This window comes from Pseudomonas sp. SWRI111 (assembly GCF_014268555.1).
Classification (GTDB): domain Bacteria; phylum Pseudomonadota; class Gammaproteobacteria; order Pseudomonadales; family Pseudomonadaceae; genus Aquipseudomonas; species Aquipseudomonas hamedanensis.
In genome coordinates this window covers 275,246-297,941 of record NZ_JABWQQ010000001.1, presented here as the reverse complement: position 1 = coordinate 297,941, position 22,696 = coordinate 275,246, and the positions used below count along the sequence as shown (strand labels likewise).

The 22,696-nt window shown below is 61.8% G+C and carries 21 protein-coding genes and 1 pseudogene; 18 read left to right on the top strand and 4 right to left on the bottom strand.

Annotated elements, in window-relative coordinates:
* The first annotated feature begins 324 nt into the window (after nucleotides 1–324).
* Nucleotides 325–1,314, top strand: a complete 990-nt coding sequence (locus HU755_RS01225; RefSeq protein WP_186630297.1) for a response regulator — start codon at nucleotides 325–327, stop codon at nucleotides 1,312–1,314.
* Entirely contained in the window at nucleotides 1,311–1,721 is a 411-nt protein-coding gene (locus HU755_RS01220) for a response regulator (RefSeq protein ID WP_346655418.1), read from the top strand. Before HU755_RS01225 ends, HU755_RS01220 begins: the two co-directional genes overlap by 4 nt.
* Nucleotides 1,722–1,726: 5 nt before the next feature.
* On the opposite strand, the gene HU755_RS01215 is transcribed toward HU755_RS01220, so the two are convergent.
* Nucleotides 1,727–2,329 carry a TetR/AcrR family transcriptional regulator gene (locus HU755_RS01215; RefSeq protein WP_186630296.1) on the bottom strand — a complete coding sequence of 201 codons (603 nt, stop codon included), beginning with the start codon at nucleotides 2,327–2,329 and terminating at the stop codon, nucleotides 1,727–1,729.
* Nucleotides 2,330–2,474: 145 nt separating this feature from the next.
* Between HU755_RS01215 and HU755_RS01210 the strand changes: the two genes are divergently transcribed.
* From HU755_RS01210 to HU755_RS01185, 7 genes are all read left to right on the top strand, one after another.
* Nucleotides 2,475–3,569, top strand: a complete 1,095-nt coding sequence (locus HU755_RS01210) for an alkene reductase (RefSeq protein WP_186630295.1) — start codon at nucleotides 2,475–2,477, stop codon at nucleotides 3,567–3,569.
* Nucleotides 3,570–3,607: 38 nt separating this feature from the next.
* Nucleotides 3,608–4,396, top strand: a complete 789-nt coding sequence (locus tag HU755_RS01205) for an SDR family oxidoreductase (protein WP_186630294.1) — start codon at nucleotides 3,608–3,610, stop codon at nucleotides 4,394–4,396.
* 5 nt (nucleotides 4,397–4,401) lie between these two features.
* On the top strand, nucleotides 4,402–5,256 hold the full coding sequence (locus HU755_RS01200; RefSeq protein WP_186630293.1) for an alpha/beta fold hydrolase: 855 nt from the start codon (nucleotides 4,402–4,404) through the stop codon (nucleotides 5,254–5,256).
* 30 nt (nucleotides 5,257–5,286) lie between these two features.
* On the top strand, nucleotides 5,287–6,294 hold the full coding sequence (locus HU755_RS01195) for an NADP-dependent oxidoreductase (RefSeq protein WP_186630292.1): 1,008 nt from the start codon (nucleotides 5,287–5,289) through the stop codon (nucleotides 6,292–6,294).
* Between the two features lie 3 nt (nucleotides 6,295–6,297).
* Nucleotides 6,298–6,429, top strand: a complete 132-nt coding sequence (locus tag HU755_RS27655) for a hypothetical protein (RefSeq protein WP_272977265.1) — start codon at nucleotides 6,298–6,300, stop codon at nucleotides 6,427–6,429.
* 142 nt (nucleotides 6,430–6,571) lie between these two features.
* Nucleotides 6,572–8,977: a membrane-bound PQQ-dependent dehydrogenase, glucose/quinate/shikimate family gene (locus HU755_RS01190; protein ID WP_186630291.1), complete on the top strand. Its 2,406-nt coding sequence runs from the start codon at nucleotides 6,572–6,574 to the stop codon at nucleotides 8,975–8,977.
* Between the two features lie 99 nt (nucleotides 8,978–9,076).
* Nucleotides 9,077–10,375, top strand: a complete 1,299-nt coding sequence (locus HU755_RS01185) for a carbohydrate porin (RefSeq protein WP_186630290.1) — start codon at nucleotides 9,077–9,079, stop codon at nucleotides 10,373–10,375.
* A gap of 315 nt (nucleotides 10,376–10,690) precedes the next feature.
* Here the strand turns inward: HU755_RS01185 and HU755_RS01180 are convergent, their stop codons facing one another.
* Nucleotides 10,691–12,019 (bottom strand): ATP-binding protein, encoded by a 1,329-nt coding sequence (locus HU755_RS01180; RefSeq protein WP_186548269.1) that lies wholly within the window; start codon nucleotides 12,017–12,019, stop codon nucleotides 10,691–10,693.
* Entirely contained in the window at nucleotides 12,016–12,723 is a 708-nt protein-coding gene (locus tag HU755_RS01175) for a response regulator (RefSeq protein WP_186630289.1), read from the bottom strand. Before HU755_RS01175 ends, HU755_RS01180 begins: the two co-directional genes overlap by 4 nt.
* Nucleotides 12,724–12,884: 161 nt before the next feature.
* On the opposite strand from HU755_RS01175, the gene HU755_RS01170 reads away from it, so the two are divergent.
* The 3 genes from HU755_RS01170 (at nucleotide 12,885) to proP (ending at nucleotide 15,549) form a co-directional block, all read left to right on the top strand.
* Nucleotides 12,885–13,202: a hypothetical protein gene (locus tag HU755_RS01170; RefSeq protein WP_186630288.1), complete on the top strand. Its 318-nt coding sequence runs from the start codon at nucleotides 12,885–12,887 to the stop codon at nucleotides 13,200–13,202.
* Nucleotides 13,202–13,861, top strand: a complete 660-nt coding sequence (locus HU755_RS01165; RefSeq protein ID WP_186630627.1) for a DUF3313 family protein — start codon at nucleotides 13,202–13,204, stop codon at nucleotides 13,859–13,861. Before HU755_RS01170 ends, HU755_RS01165 begins: the two co-directional genes overlap by 1 nt.
* 185 nt (nucleotides 13,862–14,046) lie before the next feature.
* The gene (proP, locus tag HU755_RS01160; RefSeq protein WP_186618939.1) at nucleotides 14,047–15,549 is read left to right on the top strand and encodes a glycine betaine/L-proline transporter ProP; all 1,503 of its coding nucleotides are present in this window, start codon (nucleotides 14,047–14,049) and stop codon (nucleotides 15,547–15,549) included.
* Nucleotides 15,550–15,561: 12 nt separating this feature from the next.
* Here proP and HU755_RS01155 read toward each other — a convergent pair whose 3' ends face one another.
* A complete protein-coding gene (locus HU755_RS01155; protein ID WP_186630626.1) occupies nucleotides 15,562–16,668 on the bottom strand; it encodes an AI-2E family transporter in 1,107 nt (368 codons plus the stop codon).
* A gap of 236 nt (nucleotides 16,669–16,904) precedes the next feature.
* Here HU755_RS01155 and HU755_RS01150 point away from each other — a divergent pair.
* The 6 genes and pseudogenes from HU755_RS01150 to HU755_RS01125 all read left to right on the top strand — a co-directional run.
* Nucleotides 16,905–17,816 (top strand): annotated as a pseudogene (locus HU755_RS01150) (OmpP1/FadL family transporter); the annotation flags it as partial.
* A gap of 205 nt (nucleotides 17,817–18,021) precedes the next feature.
* Nucleotides 18,022–19,725 (top strand): amidase, encoded by a 1,704-nt coding sequence (locus tag HU755_RS01145; protein ID WP_186630287.1) that lies wholly within the window; start codon nucleotides 18,022–18,024, stop codon nucleotides 19,723–19,725.
* 457 nt (nucleotides 19,726–20,182) lie between these two features.
* Nucleotides 20,183–20,746 (top strand): nicotinamide riboside transporter PnuC, encoded by a 564-nt coding sequence (pnuC, locus tag HU755_RS01140; RefSeq protein WP_186630286.1) that lies wholly within the window; start codon nucleotides 20,183–20,185, stop codon nucleotides 20,744–20,746.
* Entirely contained in the window at nucleotides 20,743–21,267 is a 525-nt protein-coding gene (locus HU755_RS01135; protein WP_186548286.1) for an AAA family ATPase, read from the top strand. Before pnuC ends, HU755_RS01135 begins: the two co-directional genes overlap by 4 nt.
* Before the next feature lie 343 nt (nucleotides 21,268–21,610).
* Entirely contained in the window at nucleotides 21,611–22,060 is a 450-nt protein-coding gene (locus HU755_RS01130) for a hypothetical protein (RefSeq protein ID WP_186630285.1), read from the top strand.
* 1 nt (nucleotide 22,061) lies between these two features.
* A complete protein-coding gene (locus HU755_RS01125; protein ID WP_186630284.1) occupies nucleotides 22,062–22,634 on the top strand; it encodes an adhesin in 573 nt (190 codons plus the stop codon).
* Nucleotides 22,635–22,696 lie beyond the last annotated feature (62 nt).

Sequence of the window (22,696 nt, the reverse complement as noted above, 5' to 3'; positions counted from 1 at the left end):
CGTCATCGAGCACCGGGGCACCGTTAGCGCAGGAAACCGCAGGCGAGGAGGTCTGGCCGGGCATACACATTCACCACTGGAAATGGAATTCAGGCTGGTGACGAAGTATACGCAGCGGTTTTTGCAAAAGGGCCAGCCGCTGCGCCGATGTCCGTCGACGGCCTCAAGATGGCCGTCCAGAGCCTTGCACCGGCTCACGTGGTGCTCTGAAAGCGCGCGTCTTATCCCTCGGGATAATTGCTTTATCGCAAGCCGTCCCCTAGCGTACGAGCCAGATAACCCGGCGCCCCGCCTTCTCCTTTTCACCGCGACGCAGAGGCCTGCATGATCCGACTCGGCCAAGCCACGATTTCCCTGGAACGGCGCGAAGCCTTTCTCGATGGTCGGCCCCTGCGCGTGGGCGGACGGGCGTTCGAAATACTCTCGGTGCTGATGCAGGCCGACGGGCGGATCGTCAGCAAAAACGAACTGATCAATCAGGTCTGGCCGGACATCGTCGTCGAAGAGAACAATCTGCAGGTGCAGATTTCCTCGCTGCGCAAACTGCTCGGGGAAAAAGAAATCATCCAGACGGTTCCCCGTCGAGGTTACCGATTATTGAAAGACCACGAACCCAAACTGCCCGTGTTCACTGCCCTGGCCTCGGCGCCGATCGTGGCGCAGCCGCCGCCGGTCGAGGCGCACTCGGTGCCGGTATTTGTCGTCGACGATGAGGCCTGCGTGCGCACTGCGCTGAGCCGGTTGTTGCGCGCCGAAGGCATCGAGCACCGGATTTTCCAGTCGGCCGAAGAACTGCTCGAGGCCAACCTCGACAATGGCCCGGCGTGCCTGCTGCTCGACGTCAGTCTGCCCGACACCACAGGTTTGCAGTTGCAGGCGGCACTGAACGAGCGCGGCCATCCGTGGCCGGTGATCTTCATGACCGGCCACGGCACCATTCCGATGTCGGTGCAGGCCATGAAGGCCGGCGCCGTGGAGTTTCTGACCAAGCCGTTCAACGACGATGAACTGCTAGGTGTTCTGCGCAGCACCCGTCAGCATGCAGCGACGGCGTTCGATCAGTGGCAACGGGTTCAACACGTCAGGCAACTGGCGGGGCAGCTGACGCCGCGTGAGCGTGAGGTGCTGCCGCTGATCGTCGGCGGTCTGTCGAACAAACAGATCGCCAACCAGTTGGGCACCAGTGAAGTGACCGCCAAGGTTCATCGCAAGCACATCATGGCGAAGATGCAGACCCGCTCGCTGGTCAATCTCGTCGAACTCTACGGACTGATCAGCGCTGCGCCTTCGCCTGGCCCATCGAGCCTGTCGTGAGCGGCGTGGCAGGTCGCCCGACGGCGGCTGACAGCGCCCGCCCCACCATCGTCTGTATCGTTGACGACGACGCTTCCGTGCGTAAAAGCCTGTCGAACCTGCTGCGTTCGGTCGGCTACCGCGCGCAGGTCTACGCCAGTGGCGAAGCGTTTCTGGCTGAAGCCGATTTGGCTGACATCGCTTGCCTGCTGCTGGATCTGCGCATGCCCGGTCTTTCCGGCATCGAGGTGATGCGCGCGTTGCTCGACAGGCCCCGACAGTTTCCGGTGATCTGCATGTCGGCCCATTGGGATGAGGCAGCACTCGCCGAGACCGGGCATTACCGGGCGTTCGAGTGTCTGTGCAAACCCTTTGATGAGGAACTGCTGCTAGCGGCCCTCGACAGGGCACTGCATCGCCAGCACTGAAACCATCAGCTGTCTTGTGTGGCGTCTTGCGGCGATTCGATGACCGGCAACGAAGCCGTCATTTCGGCGTGACACACCGCGAGGATTTCATCGGCCAGCGCTGAGTCGTCCGGGCACGCCCGCGAGAGCATGATCGCGCCGACTGCGCGGGCCAGCAGGTCGATCATTCTGGTTCTGCCCTCGCCTGCCGGCGCATCCGCTGCATGCGGATATTTGTCGCCGAGCGTCTGCAACGTGCGCTCGATACCGTCGGCGAAGGCTGACTTCAAATCGCCCGACTGACGCGCCGCGTCGCCACACAGTGCCGCCATGGTGCAACCGGTGGCACGGCCGTCACGATGCTCGCGCGACACGTACATATCGATGAAGTCCTGCACGCTCAACGCTTCGGCGCTGGTCAATGACCGCGCCAGGCTATTGGCCGACGCTTCGGCCATCAGATCGGCCTTGGAGCCGAAATGTTTGTAGAAACCGCCATGGGTGAAACCAGCGGCCGCCATCAGGTCAGCCACGCCGACCCCGTCATAACCGCGTTCGCGGAACATCACTGAAGCCGTTTCGACAATGTGCTCCCGATTGGCTTGGGCCTGAGCCTTGGATACGCGCATGTTGGATACCTCGCCAGCGCTGAAAAATCATGCGTCGATGATACATAGATGTTGGCCATAATCAAAATCATTGACAGTTTAGATTTCGGTCATCATCCTAAAAGCCAGCCACATCACTTCACTCCCATGGCCGGAACAAAAACACATGAGCGACCTGAATCTGTTTTCTTCGTACACCCTCGGCAGCCTGACACTGGCCAACCGCGCAGTCCTCGCGCCACTGACGCGCAACCGTGCCGGCGCAGGTTTTGTACCGAGCGAATTTGCCGCGACCTATTACAGCCAGCGTGCCAGCGCCGGTCTGCTGATCAGCGAGGCCACGCAGATTTCCCAGCAGGGCCAGGGCTATCAGGACACACCGGGCATCTACACCCAGGCGCAAATCGATGGCTGGCGTAACGTCACCGATGCGGTGCACGCCAAGGGCGGGAAGATTTTTCTGCAACTGTGGCATGTCGGCCGGGTGTCTCATGTCGACCTGCAACCGGACGGCGCCGCGCCGGTCGCTCCGTCCTCGCTGCGGGCGGCCACCAAAGTGTTCGTCAACAATCGCTTCGAGGATGTGTCCGAACCGCGCGCGCTGGAAACCGCGGAGCTGCCGGGCATCGTCAATGATTTTCGTCTGGCGGCGGTGAACGCGATGGCGGCAGGCTTTGACGGCGTGGAAATCCACGGCGCCAATGGCTATCTGCTCGATCAGTTCATCAAGGACGGGTCCAACCAGCGCACCGATGCCTACGGCGGCTCGATCGAAAACCGCGCACGTCTGCTGCTGGAAGTGACCGCTGCGGTGGCGGCCGAGATCGGCGCCGATCGCACTGGCTTGCGTATTTCGCCGGTGTCACCGGCCAATGGCGTGTCGAGCAGCGACCCGCAAGCGCAGTTCGACTACCTCGTTAACCAACTCAACGCACTGGACATCGTTTACCTGCACGTTGTCGAAGGCGCCACCGGCGGGCCACGCGACATCGCCGCGTTTGATTTTGAATCCCTGCGCCAGCGTTTCCAGAACACCTACATCGCCAACAACGGCTATGACCTTGATCTGGCCAATTCGCGCATCGCTCAGGACAAGGCTGACCTGATCGCCTTCGGCCGCCCTTTCATTGGCAATCCGGATCTGGTCGAACGCCTGCAAGTCGGCGCGCCGCTGGCCGCTTTCGACCCCGCCACACTCTACGGCGGCGGCGCGGCCGGCTATATCGACTACCCGACGCTCGCTGAATCCAGCGCTCGCTGACCTGCTGCTCCCCTATCCCCTGAAAAAGAGCTGACATCATGACTACCCGCCCTACTGTTCTCATTACTGGCGCCTCCACTGGCATCGGCGCGGTCTACGCCGCACGCTTCGCCCAACGCGGTCACGATCTGGTGCTGGTCGCCCGCGACCAGTCGCGTCTGGACGCACTCGCCGCCGGCCTGCGCGCCGAACACAACGTCAACGTTGAAGTGCTGCCGGCCGATTTGACCCAACTCAGCGATCTGCACACCGTCGAAGCGCGTCTGCGCGATGACGCGCGCATCGGCATCCTCGTCAACAATGCCGGCGCCGCGCAGTCCGGAACGTTCATCGAACAAAGCACCGACAGCGTGGCGCAACTGGTCGCGCTGAACACCACCGCGCTGGTGCGTCTGGCCAGTGCCGTTGCCCCGCGCCTGGCCAAGGCCGGTGACGGCGCGATCATCAACATCGGCTCGGTGGTGGGCCTGGCACCGGAGTTCGGCATGTCGGTGTATGGCGCGACCAAGGCGTTCGTGCTGTTCCTCTCCCAAGGCCTGAGCCTGGAATTGTCGCCACAAGGTGTTTACGTGCAAGCCGTGCTGCCTGCCGCGACCCGCACGGAAATCTGGGATCGCGCCGGTATCGACATCAACACCCTGAGCGACATCATGGAGGTCGACGATCTGGTCGACGCCGCCCTGGTCGGTTTCGATCGCCGCGAAGTCGTGACCATTCCGCCGCTGCACGAAGGCGAGCGCTGGGACGCTTTGCAAACTGCGCGTCAGGGCCTGTTGGGGCAGATTCGTCAGTCGGCCGTCGCGCAACGTTACCTGCCGGCTGTTTGATTTCGATGACCACGAGCAATCAGCCGCCATCGGCATTCATTCATGCGGCGAATCTGTCGGTGCAGGTGAACGGGATTCCGTTCGCCTACCGTGATCTCGGACCGAGAGCGCGCGTGCCGCTGGTCATGCTCAACCACTGGGGCGCGGTGCTGGACAACTTCGATCCGAAGATCGTCGACGCGCTGGCACAACAGCGTCGGGTCATCACCATCGATTACCAAGGCATCGGTGGCTCCGGCGGCAGCGCGCCGCTGACAGTGAGCGGAATGGCGGACGACGCCCTCGCGTTGATGGCGGCGCTGGGCCTAGGCCAGGTTGACCTGCTGGGCTTTTCCCTGGGTGGTTTCGTCGCGCAGGACATCGTTCTGAAAGCGCCGGATCGCGTGCGCAAATTGATCCTCACGGGCACCGGGCCGGCGGGCGGTAGCGGTATTGCCGACGTCGGCAAAGTCAGTTGGCCGCTGATCGTCAAGGGTCTGCTGACGCTGCGTGATCCGAAGTTTTACTTGTTCTTCACAGCGTCCGCTGACGGGCAACGCGCCGCCGCGGCTTATCTGCAACGCTTGAAACAGCGCCAGCACAATCGCGACAAGAACCCGACGCCGCGCGCCTTTCTACGACAACTCAAAGCAATCACCGCGTGGGGCCGACAGGCGCCGCAGGACCTGACCCGATTGGCGCTGCCTACACTGATCGTCAACGGCGATAACGACATCATGGTGCCGACGGTGAATTCCGTCGATCTGGCCCAGCGCATCGCCAACGCGCAACTGATCGTTTACCCGGATGCCGGTCACGGCAGCATTTTCCAGCATCACCGCGATTTCGTGACCAAGGCTGTGGCGTTTCTCGACGCCTGAACGCTTCCCGTACTGACAAGAGCATCCACAATGAAAGCATTTTTTATCGAGCGCTACGGCAAGCAGAACGGCCAGATTGGCGACCTGCCCGATCCGACAGTCGGAGCGCATGACGTAATGATTCAGGTGCACGCGAGCAGTGTGAACCCGCTCGATCTGAAGATTCGCACTGGCGAATTCAAGATGATCCTGCCGTATCAGATGCCCTTGGTATTGGGCAACGATGTAGCCGGAGTGGTGGTCAGCACCGGTGCAGCGGTCACGCGTTTCAAGCCGGGTGACGAGGTTTATGCGCGCCCGCCGGAATCGCGGATCGGTACGTTTGCCGAACGCATTGCCGTCGACGAAAACGCCCTCGCGCTGAAGCCTTCCAACCTGGACATGAAAGAAGCGGCGTGTATGCCTTTGGTTTCGTTGACCGCATGGCAGGCGCTGGTGGAAATCGCTCAGGTAAAGAAGGGCCAGAAGGTTTTGATTCACGCCGGCTCCGGTGGCGTCGGCACCGTCGCAATCCAGCTTGCCAAACACCTGGGCGCCTTCGTCGCGACCACCACCAGCACGGCGAATGTCGAGTGGGTCAAAGCGTTGGGCGCTGATGTCGTGGTCGATTATAAGCAGCAGGATTTCGCCAACGAACTGCGCGACTACGACGTGGTGCTCAACAGCCTCGGTGGCGATGTGCTGGAAAAATCGCTGAAGGTGCTGAGACCGGGTGGGCTGTTGATTTCCCTGTCCGGCCCGCCGACCGCGCAGTTTGCTCAGGAGCAGGGTTTATCTTGGGTGCTCGGGCTGATCATGCGCTTGCTGAGCAGCGGCATTCGTCGCCAAGCGCGCAAACACGGGGTGCGTTACAGGTTTTTGTTCATGCGCGCCGATGGCACTCAATTGCAGAAAATCACCGCGTTGATCCAGGCGGAGGTGATCAAACCGGTGATCGACCGCAGCTTTTCCTTTGACCAGATCGCCGAGGCATTGCGCTACGTCGAACAGGGTCGAGCCAAAGGCAAGGTCGCCGTCACGCTCGGCCAGGCATCGTAAACAATGCCAGCCGATGAAGCCCAGGCGGACGAACAACTGCCTCGCGAGACCGAAGCCGATCCGCCACCTGCGAATGATCCGCAGCCGCTGCAACCTCCGCTGATCGAATGGCGCCCCCTGTTGCTGGAGCCCTGACAAGTCCCGTTCCGACTTGCGTTTTGCTCATCCTGCACCACGCTTGATTCTCAGAAGTGCACGGTTTCATGGCAAAACTGCGGTTAACTCAATGGTTAGTTACCGCTATAATCCCGCGCTTCATTCAAACGGGACTTTCAATGTGAACCACAGTCAACGCGTCTCAGGCGTTTCAACGTTCATTCTGGTCGGTCTTGGCGTGGTCATCGCCCTGCTCGGTCTCGCGCTCGCGGCCGGCGGTGTGAAGCTGGTCAGCCTGGGCGGTTCCTGGTACTTCCTGATCGGCGGTCTGGCGATGACCGTTGCCGGTCTGCTGATCGCGCTGAAGAAAACCGCCGGCGCCTGGCTGTTCGCCGCGTTTCTCGTGGCCACCGCGATCTGGGCGGTGATTGACGCCGGTCTGGTGTTCTGGCCAGTGTTCTCACGGTTGTTCATGTTCAGCGCAATCGGTCTGGCCGTCGCACTGGTTTATCCACTGCTGGCCCGCGCCAATGGCCGCGCTGCCGGTCGGGGCGCCTATGCGGTCGCGGCAGTACTGGCGGTCGGTCTGGCGGTTGCTGCCGGCAACATGTTCGTCGCGCATCCAACGGTTGCCGCCACTGGCACTGGCCCGGGCCTGACCCCGGTCGAGCCGGCCAAGGCGCAGAAAGACTGGGCGCATTACGGCAACACCGAAGGTGGCAGCCGCTTCGCCGCGCTCGATCAGATCAACCGCAACAACGTCGACAAGTTGAAAGTCGCGTGGACTTACCACACCGGTGACGTCGCCGAAAGCGATGGCAACGGCGCCGAAGACCAGCTCACCCCGCTGCAGGTTGGCAACAAGGTGTTCATCTGCACCCCGCACAACAACCTGATCGCCCTCGATGCCGACACCGGCAAAGAGCTGTGGAAGAACGCGATCAACGCACAATCGAAAGTCTGGCAGCGATGCCGTGGCATGGCTTATTTCGACGCCACCGCCACCATCGCTCAGCCGAGCAACTCTTCGATCATCGAAGCCAAACCGGCTCCGGCCGCGAACTGCCAGCGCCGTCTGCTGACCAACACCATTGATGCGCGCCTGATCGCAGTCGATGCCGACACCGGCGAGTTCTGCCAGGGTTTCGGCAACAATGGCCAGGTCGATCTGAAGGCTGGTCTGGGTGATGTTCCGGACAGCTACTATCAGTTGTCGTCCGCGCCGTTGATGGCCGGCACTACCGTTGTGGTGGGCGGTCGCGTCGCTGACAACGTGCAGAGCGACATGCCTGGCGGCGTGATTCGTGGTTTTGACGTGATCACTGGCGCCATGCGCTGGGCATTCGATCCGGGCAATCCGCAGGATCGCAACGCGCCGGCTGACGGCAGCACCTATGTGCGCAGCACGCCGAACAGCTGGGCGCCGATGTCCTACGACGCGGCGACCAACACGGTGTTTCTGCCGATGGGCAGCTCGTCCACCGACATCTATGGTGTCGAGCGCAGCGAACTGGACCACAAGTACGGCGCCTCGATTCTCGCGCTGGACGCCAGCACGGGTGAAGAACGTTGGGTGTTCCAGACCGTGCACAACGATCTGTGGGACTTCGACCTGCCGATGCAGCCGAGCCTGATCGACTTCGACAAGGACGGCCAAAGCGTTCCGGCGCTGGTCATCGGCACCAAGGCCGGGCAGATCTACGTGCTCGACCGCGCCACTGGCAAACCGTTGACCGAGGTTAAAGAAGTACCGGTCAAAGCGGCCAACATCCCTAACGAGCCGTACTCGCCGACCCAACCGAAATCCGTGGGCATGCCACAGATTGGCGCGCAACACCTGACCGAATCCGACATGTGGGGCGCCACGCCGTACGATCAATTGCTCTGCCGCATCGACTTCAAGAGCATGCGTTACGACGGTCTGTACACCGCGCCGGGTACTGACAAGTCGCTGAGCTTCCCGGGTTCGCTGGGCGGCATGAACTGGGGCAGCATCTCCACTGACCCGGTGCACGGTTTCATCTTCGTCAACGACATGCGTCTGGGCCTGTGGATCCAGATGATCCCGTCGCAGAACAAAGGCCAGGCCGCTGGCGGTGGCGAGGCGTTGAACACCGGCATGGGCGCTGTACCGCTCAAGGGCACGCCGTACGCAGTGAACAAGAACCGCTTCCTCTCGGTGGCCGGCATTCCGTGCCAAGCGCCGCCGTTCGGCACTCTGACCGCGATCGACATGAAGACTCAGAAAGTCGCGTGGCAGGTTCCGGTTGGCACCGTTGAAGACACCGGTCCCCTGGGCATCCGCATGCACCTGCCGATCAAGATTGGTCTGCCGACCCTCGGCGGCACCCTGTCGACTCAAGGTGGCCTGATCTTTATCGCCGGCACTCAGGATTTCTACCTGCGTGCGTTCAACAGCGGCAACGGTGAAGAAGTCTGGAAAGCGCGTCTGCCGGTCGGCAGCCAGGGCGGCCCGATGACTTACGTTTCGCCGAAGACCGGCAAGCAGTACATCGTCGTCACCGCGGGCGGCGCTCGTCAGTCGACCGATCGCGGCGATTACGTGATGGCGTACGCCTTGCCGTAAATCGCTTCGTTTACTCAGTCAGCAACCCCATGCGCGCGGTGCCTCAGGGCACCGCGTCGTTGTTTTATCGCGTTGAAGATTTCAGCAGGAAGGATTCACATGTTATCGGCTGTTCGCTTTTCCCGTTCCGGGCTTTTCACCGGCCTGCTGTTGGGCCTGAGCTGCATCACTACCCTTCCCGCGCTGGCCGCCAGCGACTCCGATCTGCTGACACGCAGCACCCTCACCGGCGACTGGGGCGGCTTGCGTCATCAGCTCAATGAAAACGGCATCAAGTTCACCGGCGATTACAGCGGCGAAACCGCTTACAACGCTGACGGCGGCCTGCACCGTTCGGCGCGTTACTCGCAGAACATCAAGCTTGGCGTGCAGTTTGATCTGAGCAAACTGTATGGCGTCGACAATGCCGGCAAGGTCCAGTTGACGATCAACGACCGGCGCGGCAACAGCGCCTCGCAAGACCTGGTCGGCAACCGCTTGCCGATTCAGGAAAACTACGGCGGGCTGTACACACGCCTGACCGAGCTGAGTTATGAGCGCAGCCTGTTCACCCCGGCGCTGAATGTGAAGCTCGGTTACATGGCCATGGGCAACGACCTCGGTGGCCTCGACAGCGGCATTTTATGCAACTTCATGAACGCCGGTTTCTGTGGGCATCCGCTGAACATGTCCGGTGGCAGTGGCTGGACCAATTACCCGAATGCGTATTTGGGTGTGCGGGTGAAATACGACCTGTCGCCGTCCTGGCAACTGCGTGTGGCGGCGTTCAACGTCGACCCCGAGAGCAACGGCAATTCCAGCCGCGCCTGGCATCTGGGGCCGAAACACACCACCGGCACCGTGGTGCCGATCGAACTGGTGTACAAGCACGCGGGCGAGCTGCCCGGTGAGTACAAGGTTGGCTATTACTACGACAGTTCAGATGTGCAGCGCATCGGCAGCGACGATGAAGTGTCCGGTCGCGGCGGCCATTATCTGCTGGTCGATCAGGCCGTTTGGCGCTCGCCGACTTCCGAGGGCCGTAGCCTGCATGCGTTCGGCCAATATTCGGCCGCCAGTCAAGCGGCTTCGCCGTTCAGCAAGTGGTACGGCACCGGGTTGGTACTGTACAAACCGTTCGAAGGCCGCCCGCACGACACCCTCGCTCTGGGCTATGGCCGCGCCGTCCCCAACCCGCGCAGCCGCGACGTGCAGCAGGACGCCGCGCTGGCCAATGGCGCAGCGTTCCCCAACCTGGACAGCGCCGAACAACTGATCGAGTTTGGCTACGGCTATCAGGCAACCCCGTGGCTGACCCTGCGCCCGAATGTGCAATACATCATCGAACCGGGCGCATTCTCCGGCCAGGACATCGACAATGCCCTGGTCATGGGCCTGCAAGTCAAAGCCTCACTCTGACCGACGCCTGCTCGCGAAAGCGCCGGGTCAATGAAATCGATGCTGACTGACCCACCGCCTTCGGGAGCAAGCCCCCTCCCACATTGGTTTTGTGGCGGGCAGTAACAGCTCTGGTGCACCCAAACCTGTGGAAGCAAGCCCCTCCCACAACTGGTTTAGTGGCGGTCAGTAATAACTTTGGTGCCCGCAAAACCTGTGGGAGCGGGCTTGCTCGCGAAAGCGCCGGGTCAGTACATCAATGCTGACTGACCCACCGCCTTCGGGAGCAAGCCCCCTCCTATATCGATCTCCAACACTTGCGGGCACCCCAAAGTTTCACACTGGCAACTCGACCCGTGCTACCAGTCCGCCCTTGCGTGCGTTGCGCAGTGTCAGTTCCCCGCCCTGCTCGCGCGCAATCGCTCGGGCGGTCGACAGCCCCAGGCCGACGCCGCCGGTGTCGCGGTTGCGCGACGTTTCGAGGCGGAAGAACGGGTCAAACACCTGCTCCAGCGCAGCCTCGGGGATGCCCGGGCCGTCGTCGCTGACTTCAATGGCGATGGCATATTCCTCACGATTCAAGGCAATGCGCGGGTGCTGCGCATACTTGCGCGCATTCTCCAGCAGATTGACCACCACCCGCTTGATGCCTAACGGCCGGCCTTCGTACACCAGGTGCGCCGGCCCGTCGAAAACGATGTCTATGTGCTGATCGCGGTAGTCATCGACGATGGTTTGCAGCAACTCCGACAAGTCGAACGCCGTGGTTTGTTCGCGATGGGTGTCCTCGCGGAAAAACGCCAGGGCGGCATTGATCATCGACTGCATTTCCTCGACATCGCGAATCAGTTTGCGCTGGTGGTCGAGGTCTTCCATGAACTCGCTGCGCAAACGCATCCGCGTCAGTGGCGCGCGCAGGTCGTGGGAAATCGACGCGAGCATGTGCGTGCGCTCGCTGATGAAATGCTGGATCTGTGCCTGCATGGTATTGAACGCCACGATGGCCTGGCGGATTTCGTGCGGGCCTTCGATCTTGATCGGCGGTGCGCGCAGGTCAGTGCCAAAACGCCGCGCCGCGCTGGCGAAGCGCTGCAAGGGATTGGCCAACTGGCGCGTGGCGATCCAGGCGACCAGCACTGTCGCAATCAGGCCCAGCGCGATGATGATGGCGATCCGCGTGGACAACTCCAGGCCCCAACTGCGCTCGGGCGGGATAAAGGACAACCAGCTGCCGTCGACCAGTTGCACCAGTGCGGCGTAATGCGCCTGCGGATTGTCGCCGGGCCAGTCGCCGGGGTTGAAGGCTTCGATCTTGCGCTGATCACCGAGCAATTGCTGCAGCACCGGCACCCTGCTCGCTTCTACGCGAGCGCCGTCGCCCGGCAGTTCAAATTCAGCGCGTTGCGCTTTCCACGACACTTGCAGGAGGCTGCTGCTCGCCGCGGCGGCCAATTGCGGGCGCAGGCTGGCGGGCGCCGCCTCGATCACCCGTGAGGTTGCGGCAATTTGCTCAAGCAGGCCGGTGCGCTCGATGGGCGGACGCGCCCAGATGCCGGCGACCTGAACGAACAGCGCGTTCAGCGCCAGCGACGCGAGCATCGCCGCCAGAATGGTCAGGGCGATTCGCCGTCTGAGGGTGTCGCCCGGCAGCAGTCGGCGGATCACGAGCGGCTGACCTTGGCGGTGAACATATAACCGCCATTGCGCACGGTGCGAATCAGGTCCGGCCGTTTGCAGTCCGGCTCGATCTTGCGCCGCAGACGACTGACCTGCACGTCGATGCTGCGGTCGAACGCGTCGTGGCCTTGGCCGTGGGTCAGATCGATCAACTGTTCGCGGGTGAGGATGCGTTGCGGATGGTCGAGAAACACCACCAGCAGATCGAACTCGCCGCCGGACAGCGGAATCATCACGTTGTCGGGTGAGCGCAATTCGCGACAGGTGATGTCCAGGTGCCAACCGGCGAAGGCGACGACTGGCCGCGCTGGCGTGATCGGATTGCGTTGCTCGCCGGCGCGCCGCTGCAAGGCGCGCACGCGTGCCAGCAGTTCCTGCGGGGCGAACGGTTTGGTCAGGTAGTCATCGGCGCCCAGCTCCAGGCCGACGATGCGATCACTCAACTCGGCCATGGCGGTGAGCATGATGATCGGAATGCCCATCTGCGCGCGCACTTTCTGGCACAGGCTCAAGCCGCCTTCGCCGGGCAGCATCAGGTCGAGAATGATCGTGTCCGGACGTTGCGCGGCAATCGCCGCCCACATGGCCTCGCCGTGTGCGGCGACGTCGACGTCATAGGCGTGCTGCATGAAAAACTTCTTCAGCAGCGCGAGAATTTCCACGTCATCGTCGACGATCAGCAGTCTGCTCACGGTTCCACGCCCACCCACGAAAAAACACGCAATCTAAAGCCAATCGGCGCCCGGGTCATTTATTTCAATCGCGCAACATCTCTACACCACGGACACCAAACGGACATCGTCTGGCAAAACCGCTGGGGCACTCTGCAGCCATTCCAGTCCAGGGGGTTTGCATGAAGGATTTGTACAGCAGCCATCGCGTCGGCGGGCACTGCGTCAACCGGCCTTTGATCCTCAGCCAGCGCACCGCCGCGCTCGGCCCTGACACGCCGATTGTGTTCCAGGAGTCATGCCTGGGCGTTTCCGACGACCAGAGCCGAATCGTCCTGCGCCGTTATTTCGAGCACTTCAGCCCGACCAGTGCGCACTGGGTCGAATACGTCCACAGCATTTCGGCGGCCGATCTGGTCGCGTGGATCATGACCCACGGCCAGCTCCATATCGAGTGCTCGGACCACACCGGGTCTCAACACAAGGAAACTTCGCTTTGATCAACAGCGTTCGCTCATTGTCGCTGGCCCTTGCCGCCACCCTGAGCCTGTCGGCGTGCACCAGCAAAAAAGCCGAGAACAGTGGCTTTCTGCATGATTACACGGTGCTGACCGAGCGTCAGTCACCGTCCGGTCAACCCGTGCTGGCCTGGGTCAGCCCGGCATTGGCCAGAGGCCGTTATACGCAGGTTTACCTGGCGCCGAGTCAGTTCTACCCCAGCGCCGAACCGACGGTGCGGATTCCTCTCAGCACGCTGTCCGGGGTCACCGACTATTACGACGCGGCGCTGAGAATCGAACTGAGCAGAGTGCTGCGCGTCGTCGACAGACCCGGCCCGGGCACGCTGACGGTCCGGCCGGCGATTACCCAGGTCGCCACTCATGTGCAAGGATTGCGCTTTTATGAGTGGCTGCCCGTCACCCTGGTGGCCGCCGGGGTGAGCACCGCGACCGGAATACGCGACCAGGACAGTACCGTCGCCACCGAGGTCTCATTCGAAGACGGTTCGACCGGTGAAGTGGTCGCCGAAGTGGTGCGCAAGGGCATCGGTCTGCCGCTGGACAACGACCGGCAGGTGTTGAGCCCCGATGACGTCAAAGGGGTGCTGGACGGCTGGGCCAGCGACCTCGGCCAATCCTGGCTGACGCTGCGTCGATAAATCACTGCGCGATGGGTGAGTGAAGAAAATAAGCGTGAGTGGTGAATTATTTGGTTACTTCTGATCTCTGATCTCAAAGAAGGTGCCATCGAAAGGATGGCATCGCATGAGAACGGAACTCGTCTTCCCTGCCCCACCCCGGGGCCGCGGTTGTGACAAGACGGACCAGCGACAGAGTAATTCACATGAAATCACGCAAGAACACGGTCAAGCCGATCGGCCTGAAAGACATCACCATTGTCGACGACGCCAAGATGCGCAAGGCGATCACCGCCGCCGCGCTGGGCAACGCCATGGAATGGTTCGACTTTGGTGTGTATGGCTTTGTTGCCTACGTGCTCGGCAAGGTATTTTTCCCCGGCGCCGATCCTGGCGTGCAGATGATCGCCGCGCTCGCGACGTTCTCGGTGCCGTTCTTGATCCGGCCGTTGGGCGGGCTGTTCTTCGGCGCCCTGGGAGACAAATACGGGCGGCAGAAAGTCCTCGCCGCGACCATCGTGATCATGTCCCTCAGCACCTTTGCCATCGGCCTGATTCCGTCCTATGCCTCGATCGGCATCTGGGCGCCGATTCTGTTGTTACTGGCGAAAATGGCTCAGGGTTTTTCGGTCGGTGGCGAGTACACCGGTGCCTCGATCTTTGTCGCCGAATACGCGCCAGACCGTAAACGCGGCTTCCTTGGCAGTTGGCTGGATTTCGGCTCGATCGCCGGTTTCGTCTTCGGTGCCGGCGTCGTGGTCTTGATTTCGACCATTCTCGGCGAGCAGCGCTTCGAGGAATGGGGCTGGCGCATTCCGTTCTTCCTCGCCCTGCCCCTGGGCATGATCGGCCTCTATCTGCGCCACGCGCTGGAGGAAACTCCGGCGTTCCAGCAGCACGTGGAAAAACTCGAGCAAGGCGACCGCGAAGGTCTGGCGCGCGGCCCGAAAGTTTCGTTCAAGGAAGTCGCGACCAAACACTGGCGCAGCCTGATGACCTGCATCGGCGTGGTCGCGGCGACCAACGTCACCTATTACATGCTGCTGACCTACATGCCGAGCTACCTCACGCATAACTTGCATTACAGCGAAAACCACGGCGTGCTGATCATCATCGCGATCATGGTCGGCATGCTGTTCGTACAGCCGCTGATCGGCTTCATCAGCGACAAGATCGGCCGCAAGCCGTTCATCGTGGTGGGCAGCATCGGCTTGTTCATCTTTGCCATTCCGGCGTTCATGCTGATCAACAGCGGCAGCATCGGCCTGATCTTTTCCGGGTTGCTGATCCTCGCGGTGCTGCTCAACTTCTTTATCGGGGTGATGGCGTCGACCCTGCCGGCGATGTTTCCCACGCACATCCGCTACAGCGCGCTGGCCAGCGCTTTCAACGTCTCGGTGCTGATCGCTGGCCTGACCCCAACCGCCGTGGCCTGGCTGGTGGAAAGCACCAACGACCTGTACATGCCGGCGTACTACCTGATGGTGATTGCCGTGGTCGGTCTGGTCACCGGTGTGACGATGAAGGAAACCGCTAACAAACCCTTGCGCGGTGCGGCCCCGGCAGCGTCCGACCTGGAAGAGGCCAAGGAATTGCTGCAAGAGCACCACGACAATATCGAACAGAAAATCGAAGACATCGACACGCAAATCGCCGAGCTGGAAGCCAAGCGCAAGGAACTGGCGCAACAGCATCCGCGGATTGATTGAGGCCAGGTCCGGTCACGGTTCAGGCGTTTCCTCGACAAGACGGCTGAGATCCGCCGGCTGGTAGACCCAGCCGATGAACAACTCATAACCCACCGCGAGAATCACCGGGCCGGTGAACAAACCGATGATGCCGCTGGTGACCATGCCGCCGAGCGCGCCGATCAGCACCACCGGCATCGGCACCGCGACGCCGCGTCCCAGCAACAGCGGCTTGAGCACGTTGTCGGAGAGCCCGGCGATGATCATCCAGACGGCAAAAATGATCGTGCCGGCGCTGGCGCCGTCATGGGCGAATACGAAGATCACCACGGGAATTGTGATCAGCAGCACCGGTAACTGCATGATGCCCAGCAGCAACACCATCAGCGCCAGAATGCCCGCAGCGGGAACGCCCATGATCACCAGCGCGACACCGATCAGCAGCATCTGAATGAAGGCGATGCCGACCACACCCTGCGCCACTGCACGGATGGTCGAGGTGCACAATTGCGCGATTTGCGGACCGCGCACCGGGCCGGAAATCCGCGTGGTGATTGCCACGGCGGTGCGGTGGCCGCGCTCGCCGTGGGTCATGATCAGCCCGGCGATAATCAGTGCGATGACAAACACCACGATCCCGGTGCCGACGCCGGCGGCCTGGTGCAGCAGCACCTTGCCCCAGCTACTCAGGTGCGGCGCCAGTTCCTTGAACGCCCAGCTCAAATCCTGCGAGGCGTGTTGCCAGATGCCGAAGATTGGCGCACCGATCAGCGGCCAGTCGGCGACGCTGGGCGGTGGCGGCGGAATTTCAAAGTGATCCGCCTCCATCGTGTGCATGCCGGCTTTGACCGAGTCGGCCACCGACGCACCGAGCAGGCTCAGCGGCACCATCAGGATCAGCAGGCCGAGCAACACCAGCAGGATCGCCGCCCAGCCATGGCGATTGCCCAGTTTCGCCCCGAGCTTCTGGTTCAGCGGATACAGGGTGATGGCGAGAATCAGCGCCCACAGCATCACGTTGAGGAATGGATGAAAGATATCGAAGCAGAACAGCACCAGCGTGGCGATCAGCCCGGCCCGGATCAGCACGTCCAGCAGGGCTCTGGAACTGTTGAAGGCAATGTGCGGCTGTTCTTCCATTTCGCGTTCTCCCATGGCTGAAAATCGACACTGCGCTGAGCCTAGATCACAACCGCGCGGTCGTCGTGTTTTCGAGCACTGGTGCCAGTTGCGACACTGGTGCTTCGGCCGATTCCCGTCTAAACCTGATGCACGTCCCTGTTGATAAGGAAGTTGCGGATGCGGTCGACACACTCACTGATGATTCTGGCGTTGGCCGGCAGCGCCGGGCAGGCACTGGCGGGCGGTATTCAGCTAACTTCGGTCTGAGTGTGAAATACGACGATGACTGGGCCGGGCGTTACTTCACGCAGGAGTCGACGCTGATTGGCGTGTCGATGCAGCCGACGTTCGCCTACAAGATCACCGATGATCTGTCGATGGGAATTGGCCCACGGTTGGTGTACGGCTACTACTACACAAAAATGGCCGTCGACAATAACGCCTTCCTGCCGGGCACGCCGTTCCGGGAGGATGGCAACGTGCAATACAAGGACACCGACACCGGCGTCGGCCTCAACCTCGGCCTGCGTTATCAGTTGGACTCGCGAACCACGGTCGGTCTTGCCTACACCAGCAAGGTCAAACTGGAGTTCAAGGACTCGCCTTCGGCCCACGGCATTCGCAATCCCCTGCTCAATCTGGCGTTGTCGCGGCTGGACGTCGAGGCGCTGGAAATCGACATGAACATCCCGCAAAGCGCGACTTTGAGCATCGCCCATCAGATGAACCAACAATGGACCCTGCTCGGGTCGCTGAACTGGCAGGACTGGAGCGACTTTGCCGATATCGGCGTGAACGTCGACACGGCGGCCGGCAACGTTTCCCGCTCGGTGGATCGCCAGTATCAGGACACCTGGCACCTGTCGATCGGCGCGCAAAACCAGATCAGCCCTACCCTGCGCTGGAACATGGGCATCGGTTACGACAGCTCCGCCGTCAAAGACAAAAGCCGCACCGTCGACAATCCGATGAACGAGACCTGGCGACTGGCGACCGGCCTGAGCTACGCACTGGCGGAAAATACCGACCTCAACCTCAATTACACTTTGGTCTGGCTTGGCGACATGGACGTGCAGCAGAGCAAACGTAACGGGCAGACGCTGTCGGGCAGCTATCCCAATAGCGCCCTGCATATCGTCGGCGGTGGCGTGACCTGGCGGTTCTAGCCATGTCCGGCGCCGTACAAACGTGTGGGAACAGGCTTGTTCGAAGGCGCCGGCCGCGTCGAAAATCAATCCTGCCGATTACTCCGCACGCGGCTTGGTGTTAAATAGGCGCCAGTCTTAACCTTGTCGTCTCAAGCTGTGCACCGAGAACCGAAATGAACACGCCTTCCAGACAAAACACGCCCTGCCTGACAGCGGTGATTGCATGATCGAAGTCACCGAAGTTTCCATTGCCCAACTGCGCGCTGCGCTTGAATCCGGCCAGACCACCGCGGTCGAGCTGGTGCAGGCTTATCTGGCCCGTATCGATGCCTACGACGGCGCGGACACACCGACGGCGCTCAATGCCGTGGTGGTGCGCAATCCTGAAGCGTTGAACGAAGCACGCGCCTCCGATGCCCGGCGTGCCCGAGGCGAAACCCTCAGCCCGCTCGACGGCATTCCCTATACCGCCAAGGACAGTTATCTGGTCAAGGGCCTGACCGCCGCGTCCGGCAGCCCGGCGTTCGCCGATCTGATTGCCTATCGCGACGCCTTCACCATCGAGCGTCTGCGCGGTGCCGGCGCCATTTGCCTGGGCAAGACCAACATGCCGCCGATGGCCAATGGCGGCATGCAGCGCGGTGTTTATGGCCGTGCCGAAAGCCCGTACAACGCCGACTACCTGACAGCGCCGTTCGCTTCGGGTTCGTCCAATGGTGCCGGCACCGCCACCGCTGCCAGCTTCGCCGCATTCGGTCTGGCCGAAGAAACCTGGTCGAGCGGGCGTGGCCCGGCGTCCAACAATGGCTTGTGCGCCTATACCCCGTCGCGCGGGGTGATCTCGGTGCGCGGCAACTGGCCGCTGACCCCGACAATGGATGTGGTTGTGCCCTTCGCACGGACCATGGCGGACCTGCTCGAAGTGCTCGACGTTGTCGTCGCCGAAGACCCGGACACCCGTGGCGACCTGTGGCGCCTGCAAACGTGGGTGCCCATCCCCAGCGTCAGCGAAGTGCGCCCCGCGTCTTACGCTGATCTGGCCGCCGATGCCAAAGCCCTCGCCGGCAAGCGTTTCGCCGTGCCGCGCATGTTCATCAATACCGATCCTGAGGCGGGCACCAGCGAAGCACCGGGTATCGGTGGGCCGACGGGCCAGCGCATTCAGACCCGCGCCTCGGTGATCGAGTTGTGGAACCAGGCGCGGCAGGCCCTCGAAGCCGCCGGTGCCGAAGTGATCGAAACCGACTTCCCGCTGGTGTCCAACTGTGAAGGCGATCGCCCGGGCGCGCCGACGGTGTTCACCCGCGGGCTGGTGTCGAAAGAGTTCTTGCACCATGAGTTGTGGGACCTGACAGCCTGGGCATTCGACGATTTCCTGCAAGCCAACGGCGACCCCAAACTCAATCGTCTGGTTGACGTCGACGGGGCGAAAATCTTTCCGCACGATCCGGGCACCCTGCCCAATCGCGAAGGTGATCTGGCCGCCGGCATGGATGAATACGTGCGCATGGCCGAGCGCGGTATCACGCCGTGGAATGAAATCCCCACCGTGCCCGATGGCTTGCGTGGGCTGGAGCAGACCCGGCGCATCGACCTTGAAGACTGGATGGACCGACTCGGCCTCGACGCGGTGCTGTTCCCCACCGTCGCCGACGTTGGCCCGGCCGACGCGGACGTCAACCCGCAATCGGCTGACATCGCCTGGAGCAACGGCGTCTGGGTGGCCAACGGCAACCTCGCGATCCGCCATCTCGGCGTCCCGACCGTCACCGTGCCCATGGGCCTGATGGCCGACATCGGCATGCCGGTCGGCCTGACCTTCGCCGGCCGCGCCTACGACGATTCGAACCTGCTGCGCCTGGCGTCGGCATTCGAATCGACCGGCAGCAAACGCCAGATCCCACCGCGCACGCCGCCACTGGTCTGACGCAACACAATTGTGGGAGCGAGTTCGCTCCCACAATTGGGTCTGTGTAAGCCCCATTAATCTGATCCAGGCAAAAATTGCTGTGGGAGCGAGCCTGCTCCGGGCGGCGTTCCGACGAAAGCGGCGGCACATCCAACAACCCTGTCGCCTGACCCAGCGCATTCGCGAGCAAGCCCGCTCCCACATTGGTGCTGCGCCACGCCGAAAATCCTGCCCCCATGCCCAAAATCCTGTGGGAGCGGGCTTGCTCGCGAAGGTGGCGACACAGCCAGCAACCCTGTCGCCTGACCCAGCGCCTTCGTCGGAACGCCGCCCGGAGCAAGCCCGCTCCCACATTGGATCGTGTGTAAACCTATTAATCTGATCCAGGCAGAGATCCCCGGGAGCCTGCGTCGGGCCATTATTCTGGCGGATGCAGTACAATCCGCGGCTTTCTCTCACTCCCCAAGGAATTTTCATGTCCGGGCTCGAACTGTTTGCCGCCGCCCTCGGCGTGATCGCCGTCTGGCTGACGGTCAAACAGAATCCATGGTGCTGGCCGATCGGGTTGGTCATGGTGTTGCTCTACAGCTGGATCTTCTTTGAGGTAAAGCTGTATTCGGACATGTTGTTGCAGGTGATCTACGCCGCGCTGCAACTCTACGGCTGGTGGCAGTGGACCCGCGCCGGCACGATGCACGACGGGCGGGATGTCACGCGGCTGCCTTCGCGCGCGATTCTGTCCGGTCTGGGCATCGGTGCGGTCGGCAGTCTGTTGCTCGGCGCAGCGATGGCCCATTGGACGGATGCCGCGCAGCCCTGGCTCGACGCGGCTCTGACCGGGTTCAGCCTGGTGGCGCAGTGGTGGATGGCGCAGAAGCGCTTGCAATGCTGGACGCTGTGGTTCGTGCTCGATGTGATTTTCGTCGGGCTGTTCCTCTATAAAGGGCTGTACCTCACCGCTGCGTTGTACGGGTTGTTTACCCTGCTCGCCGTCCAGGGTTATCGCGAATGGCGAGCCGATCCGGCGCTGCAACGATGAAAGTTGTCGTGTTGACGGGACCTGAGTCCACTGGCAAAAGCTGGCTGGCGGCGGGTCTGCAACAACGTTTCGGCGGCGTTCGGGTGGATGAATACGTGCGTCGGTTTATCGAACTCAACCCCCGCGATACCTGCCTGGCCGACATTCCCGAAATCGCCCGAGGCCAGTTGCAATGGGAGGATGAGGCACGCGCGCAACAGCCGTCGTTGCTGATTCTCGATACCCATCTGTTGAGCAATATTCTCTGGAGCCAGACGCTGTTCGGCGCCTGCCCGGCCTGGCTGGAAGCGGAACTGCTCAAGCGCCATTACGACTTGCACCTTCTGTTGTCACCGGAGCAGATCGACTGGACCGAAGATGGCCAGCGCTGCCAACCAGACCTGCCCGAGCGTCTGGCGTTCTATCACGCCACTCGCCACTGGCTCGAACAGCACCAGCAACCGTTGCAAATCATTCAGGGCGACTGGGCCGCACGGCAAGTGCAAGCCTTTGCCGCCGTCGAGCAATTACTCGCCGAATAACCCGACGGCGGGTGCCAACGCCCGTCGAGTCTGCGCAAAGTGTCCATTTCTGAAACACCGCCGACCGCTCAAAGGCCGCTGCGGGCCATGTTCATGGCTTTGTCATCAGCGTTGTTACACCAATGAAACACCTCGACGTTAGCCCCGCGCCAGAGCATCCCTCAGGCCAGTGCCAACTGCGTGCCGCTCGGCGTGTTTCACGTTTGAAACAGATCCCAGCCCAAACCCGCACCGGGTTTACGCAAATCATTGAAAAGCCAAGGCATTCCAAAAGCGGCACAGCTTTCGCTCTCTCCTTCACAACGCTGACCAAGGGCAGCCCACCGAAGAAGGAATTGCAGCCGTGGGGAATTTCAGTAAAGGTTTGACCTGTCTTCTGCTGATCGGATCAGCCGCCAGCGTCGTGTTCAGTGTCAGCGCGCAGGCCGAAGGCAATGGCGTGATCGTCCTCAATCGCGACGTGCAGCCGATCCCTATCGGTCGCAATGGCGGCAAAGACCCCTACCCGACCACCGTCAACGCCAACCCTTCGGCGCGGATCAATCAGACCCTCAGCAACACCGAACTCAGCGACGGCGACTTCGCCAGTGTCGCCAGCGGTTCTTCGATCCGCGGCAACATGACCACCCCCAGCTCCAACCTGCCCGGCATGAATACCCTGACCAACCAGAACGGTCTGCCCGGCATGCGCGTTGGCACGGGTGGCGGCGCGGGCGGCTCGATCTCCAATACGGTCAACCGGGCGATGAGCACCGGTCTGGCACCCCTGACCCGCATGGCCGGAGGCCAGTGAGATGAATCGCACTCTTCTGCTACTTGCCCTGCTCGGCTGCACCAGCGCCATGGCCGATTCGGCTTCAGTCAACCAGGCAAATATTCAGGATTCAGGCGCGCAGTACCGCGGCAACTTCAATGTCAACCAGGCCGCCGGTGACCAGATGCAGCAAGCCAACACCAAGGCGATTGCCATCGGCACCGAAGCGCACGCCGCCACCCGCATCACCCAGACCCTCGATACCTCCGCCAGCCGCGCTATCGACGCGAGCGCCAACATCGGCGGCAATTCTTTCAGCAATGGCAACGGCATCCTCGGTGTGAACCAGGGTGCCGGGGCCAATAACCAGATGGCCAACGTCACGCGCGTCAGCATCAGTGCTGCACCGCAGAGCGTTGACGACAGCGCCCTTTCGCAACAGAACGTGGCGTTTTTACCGAGCTCAGGAGCAACTGGTACCCCACCCGGCAGTCGCCAGGTCACGACAAGTGATCAGGCCTTCACCGGCAGCCGCGGGGTGATCCAGGTGAACCAGAGTGCCGGGGTGGGGAACCGCATGGCTAACACCCTGAGCATCCGGGTCGCAGACTGACCCAAACACACGCAGTGCAATTAGAAAGTACCAACACTTAACCAACTAATAAGCACGATGGA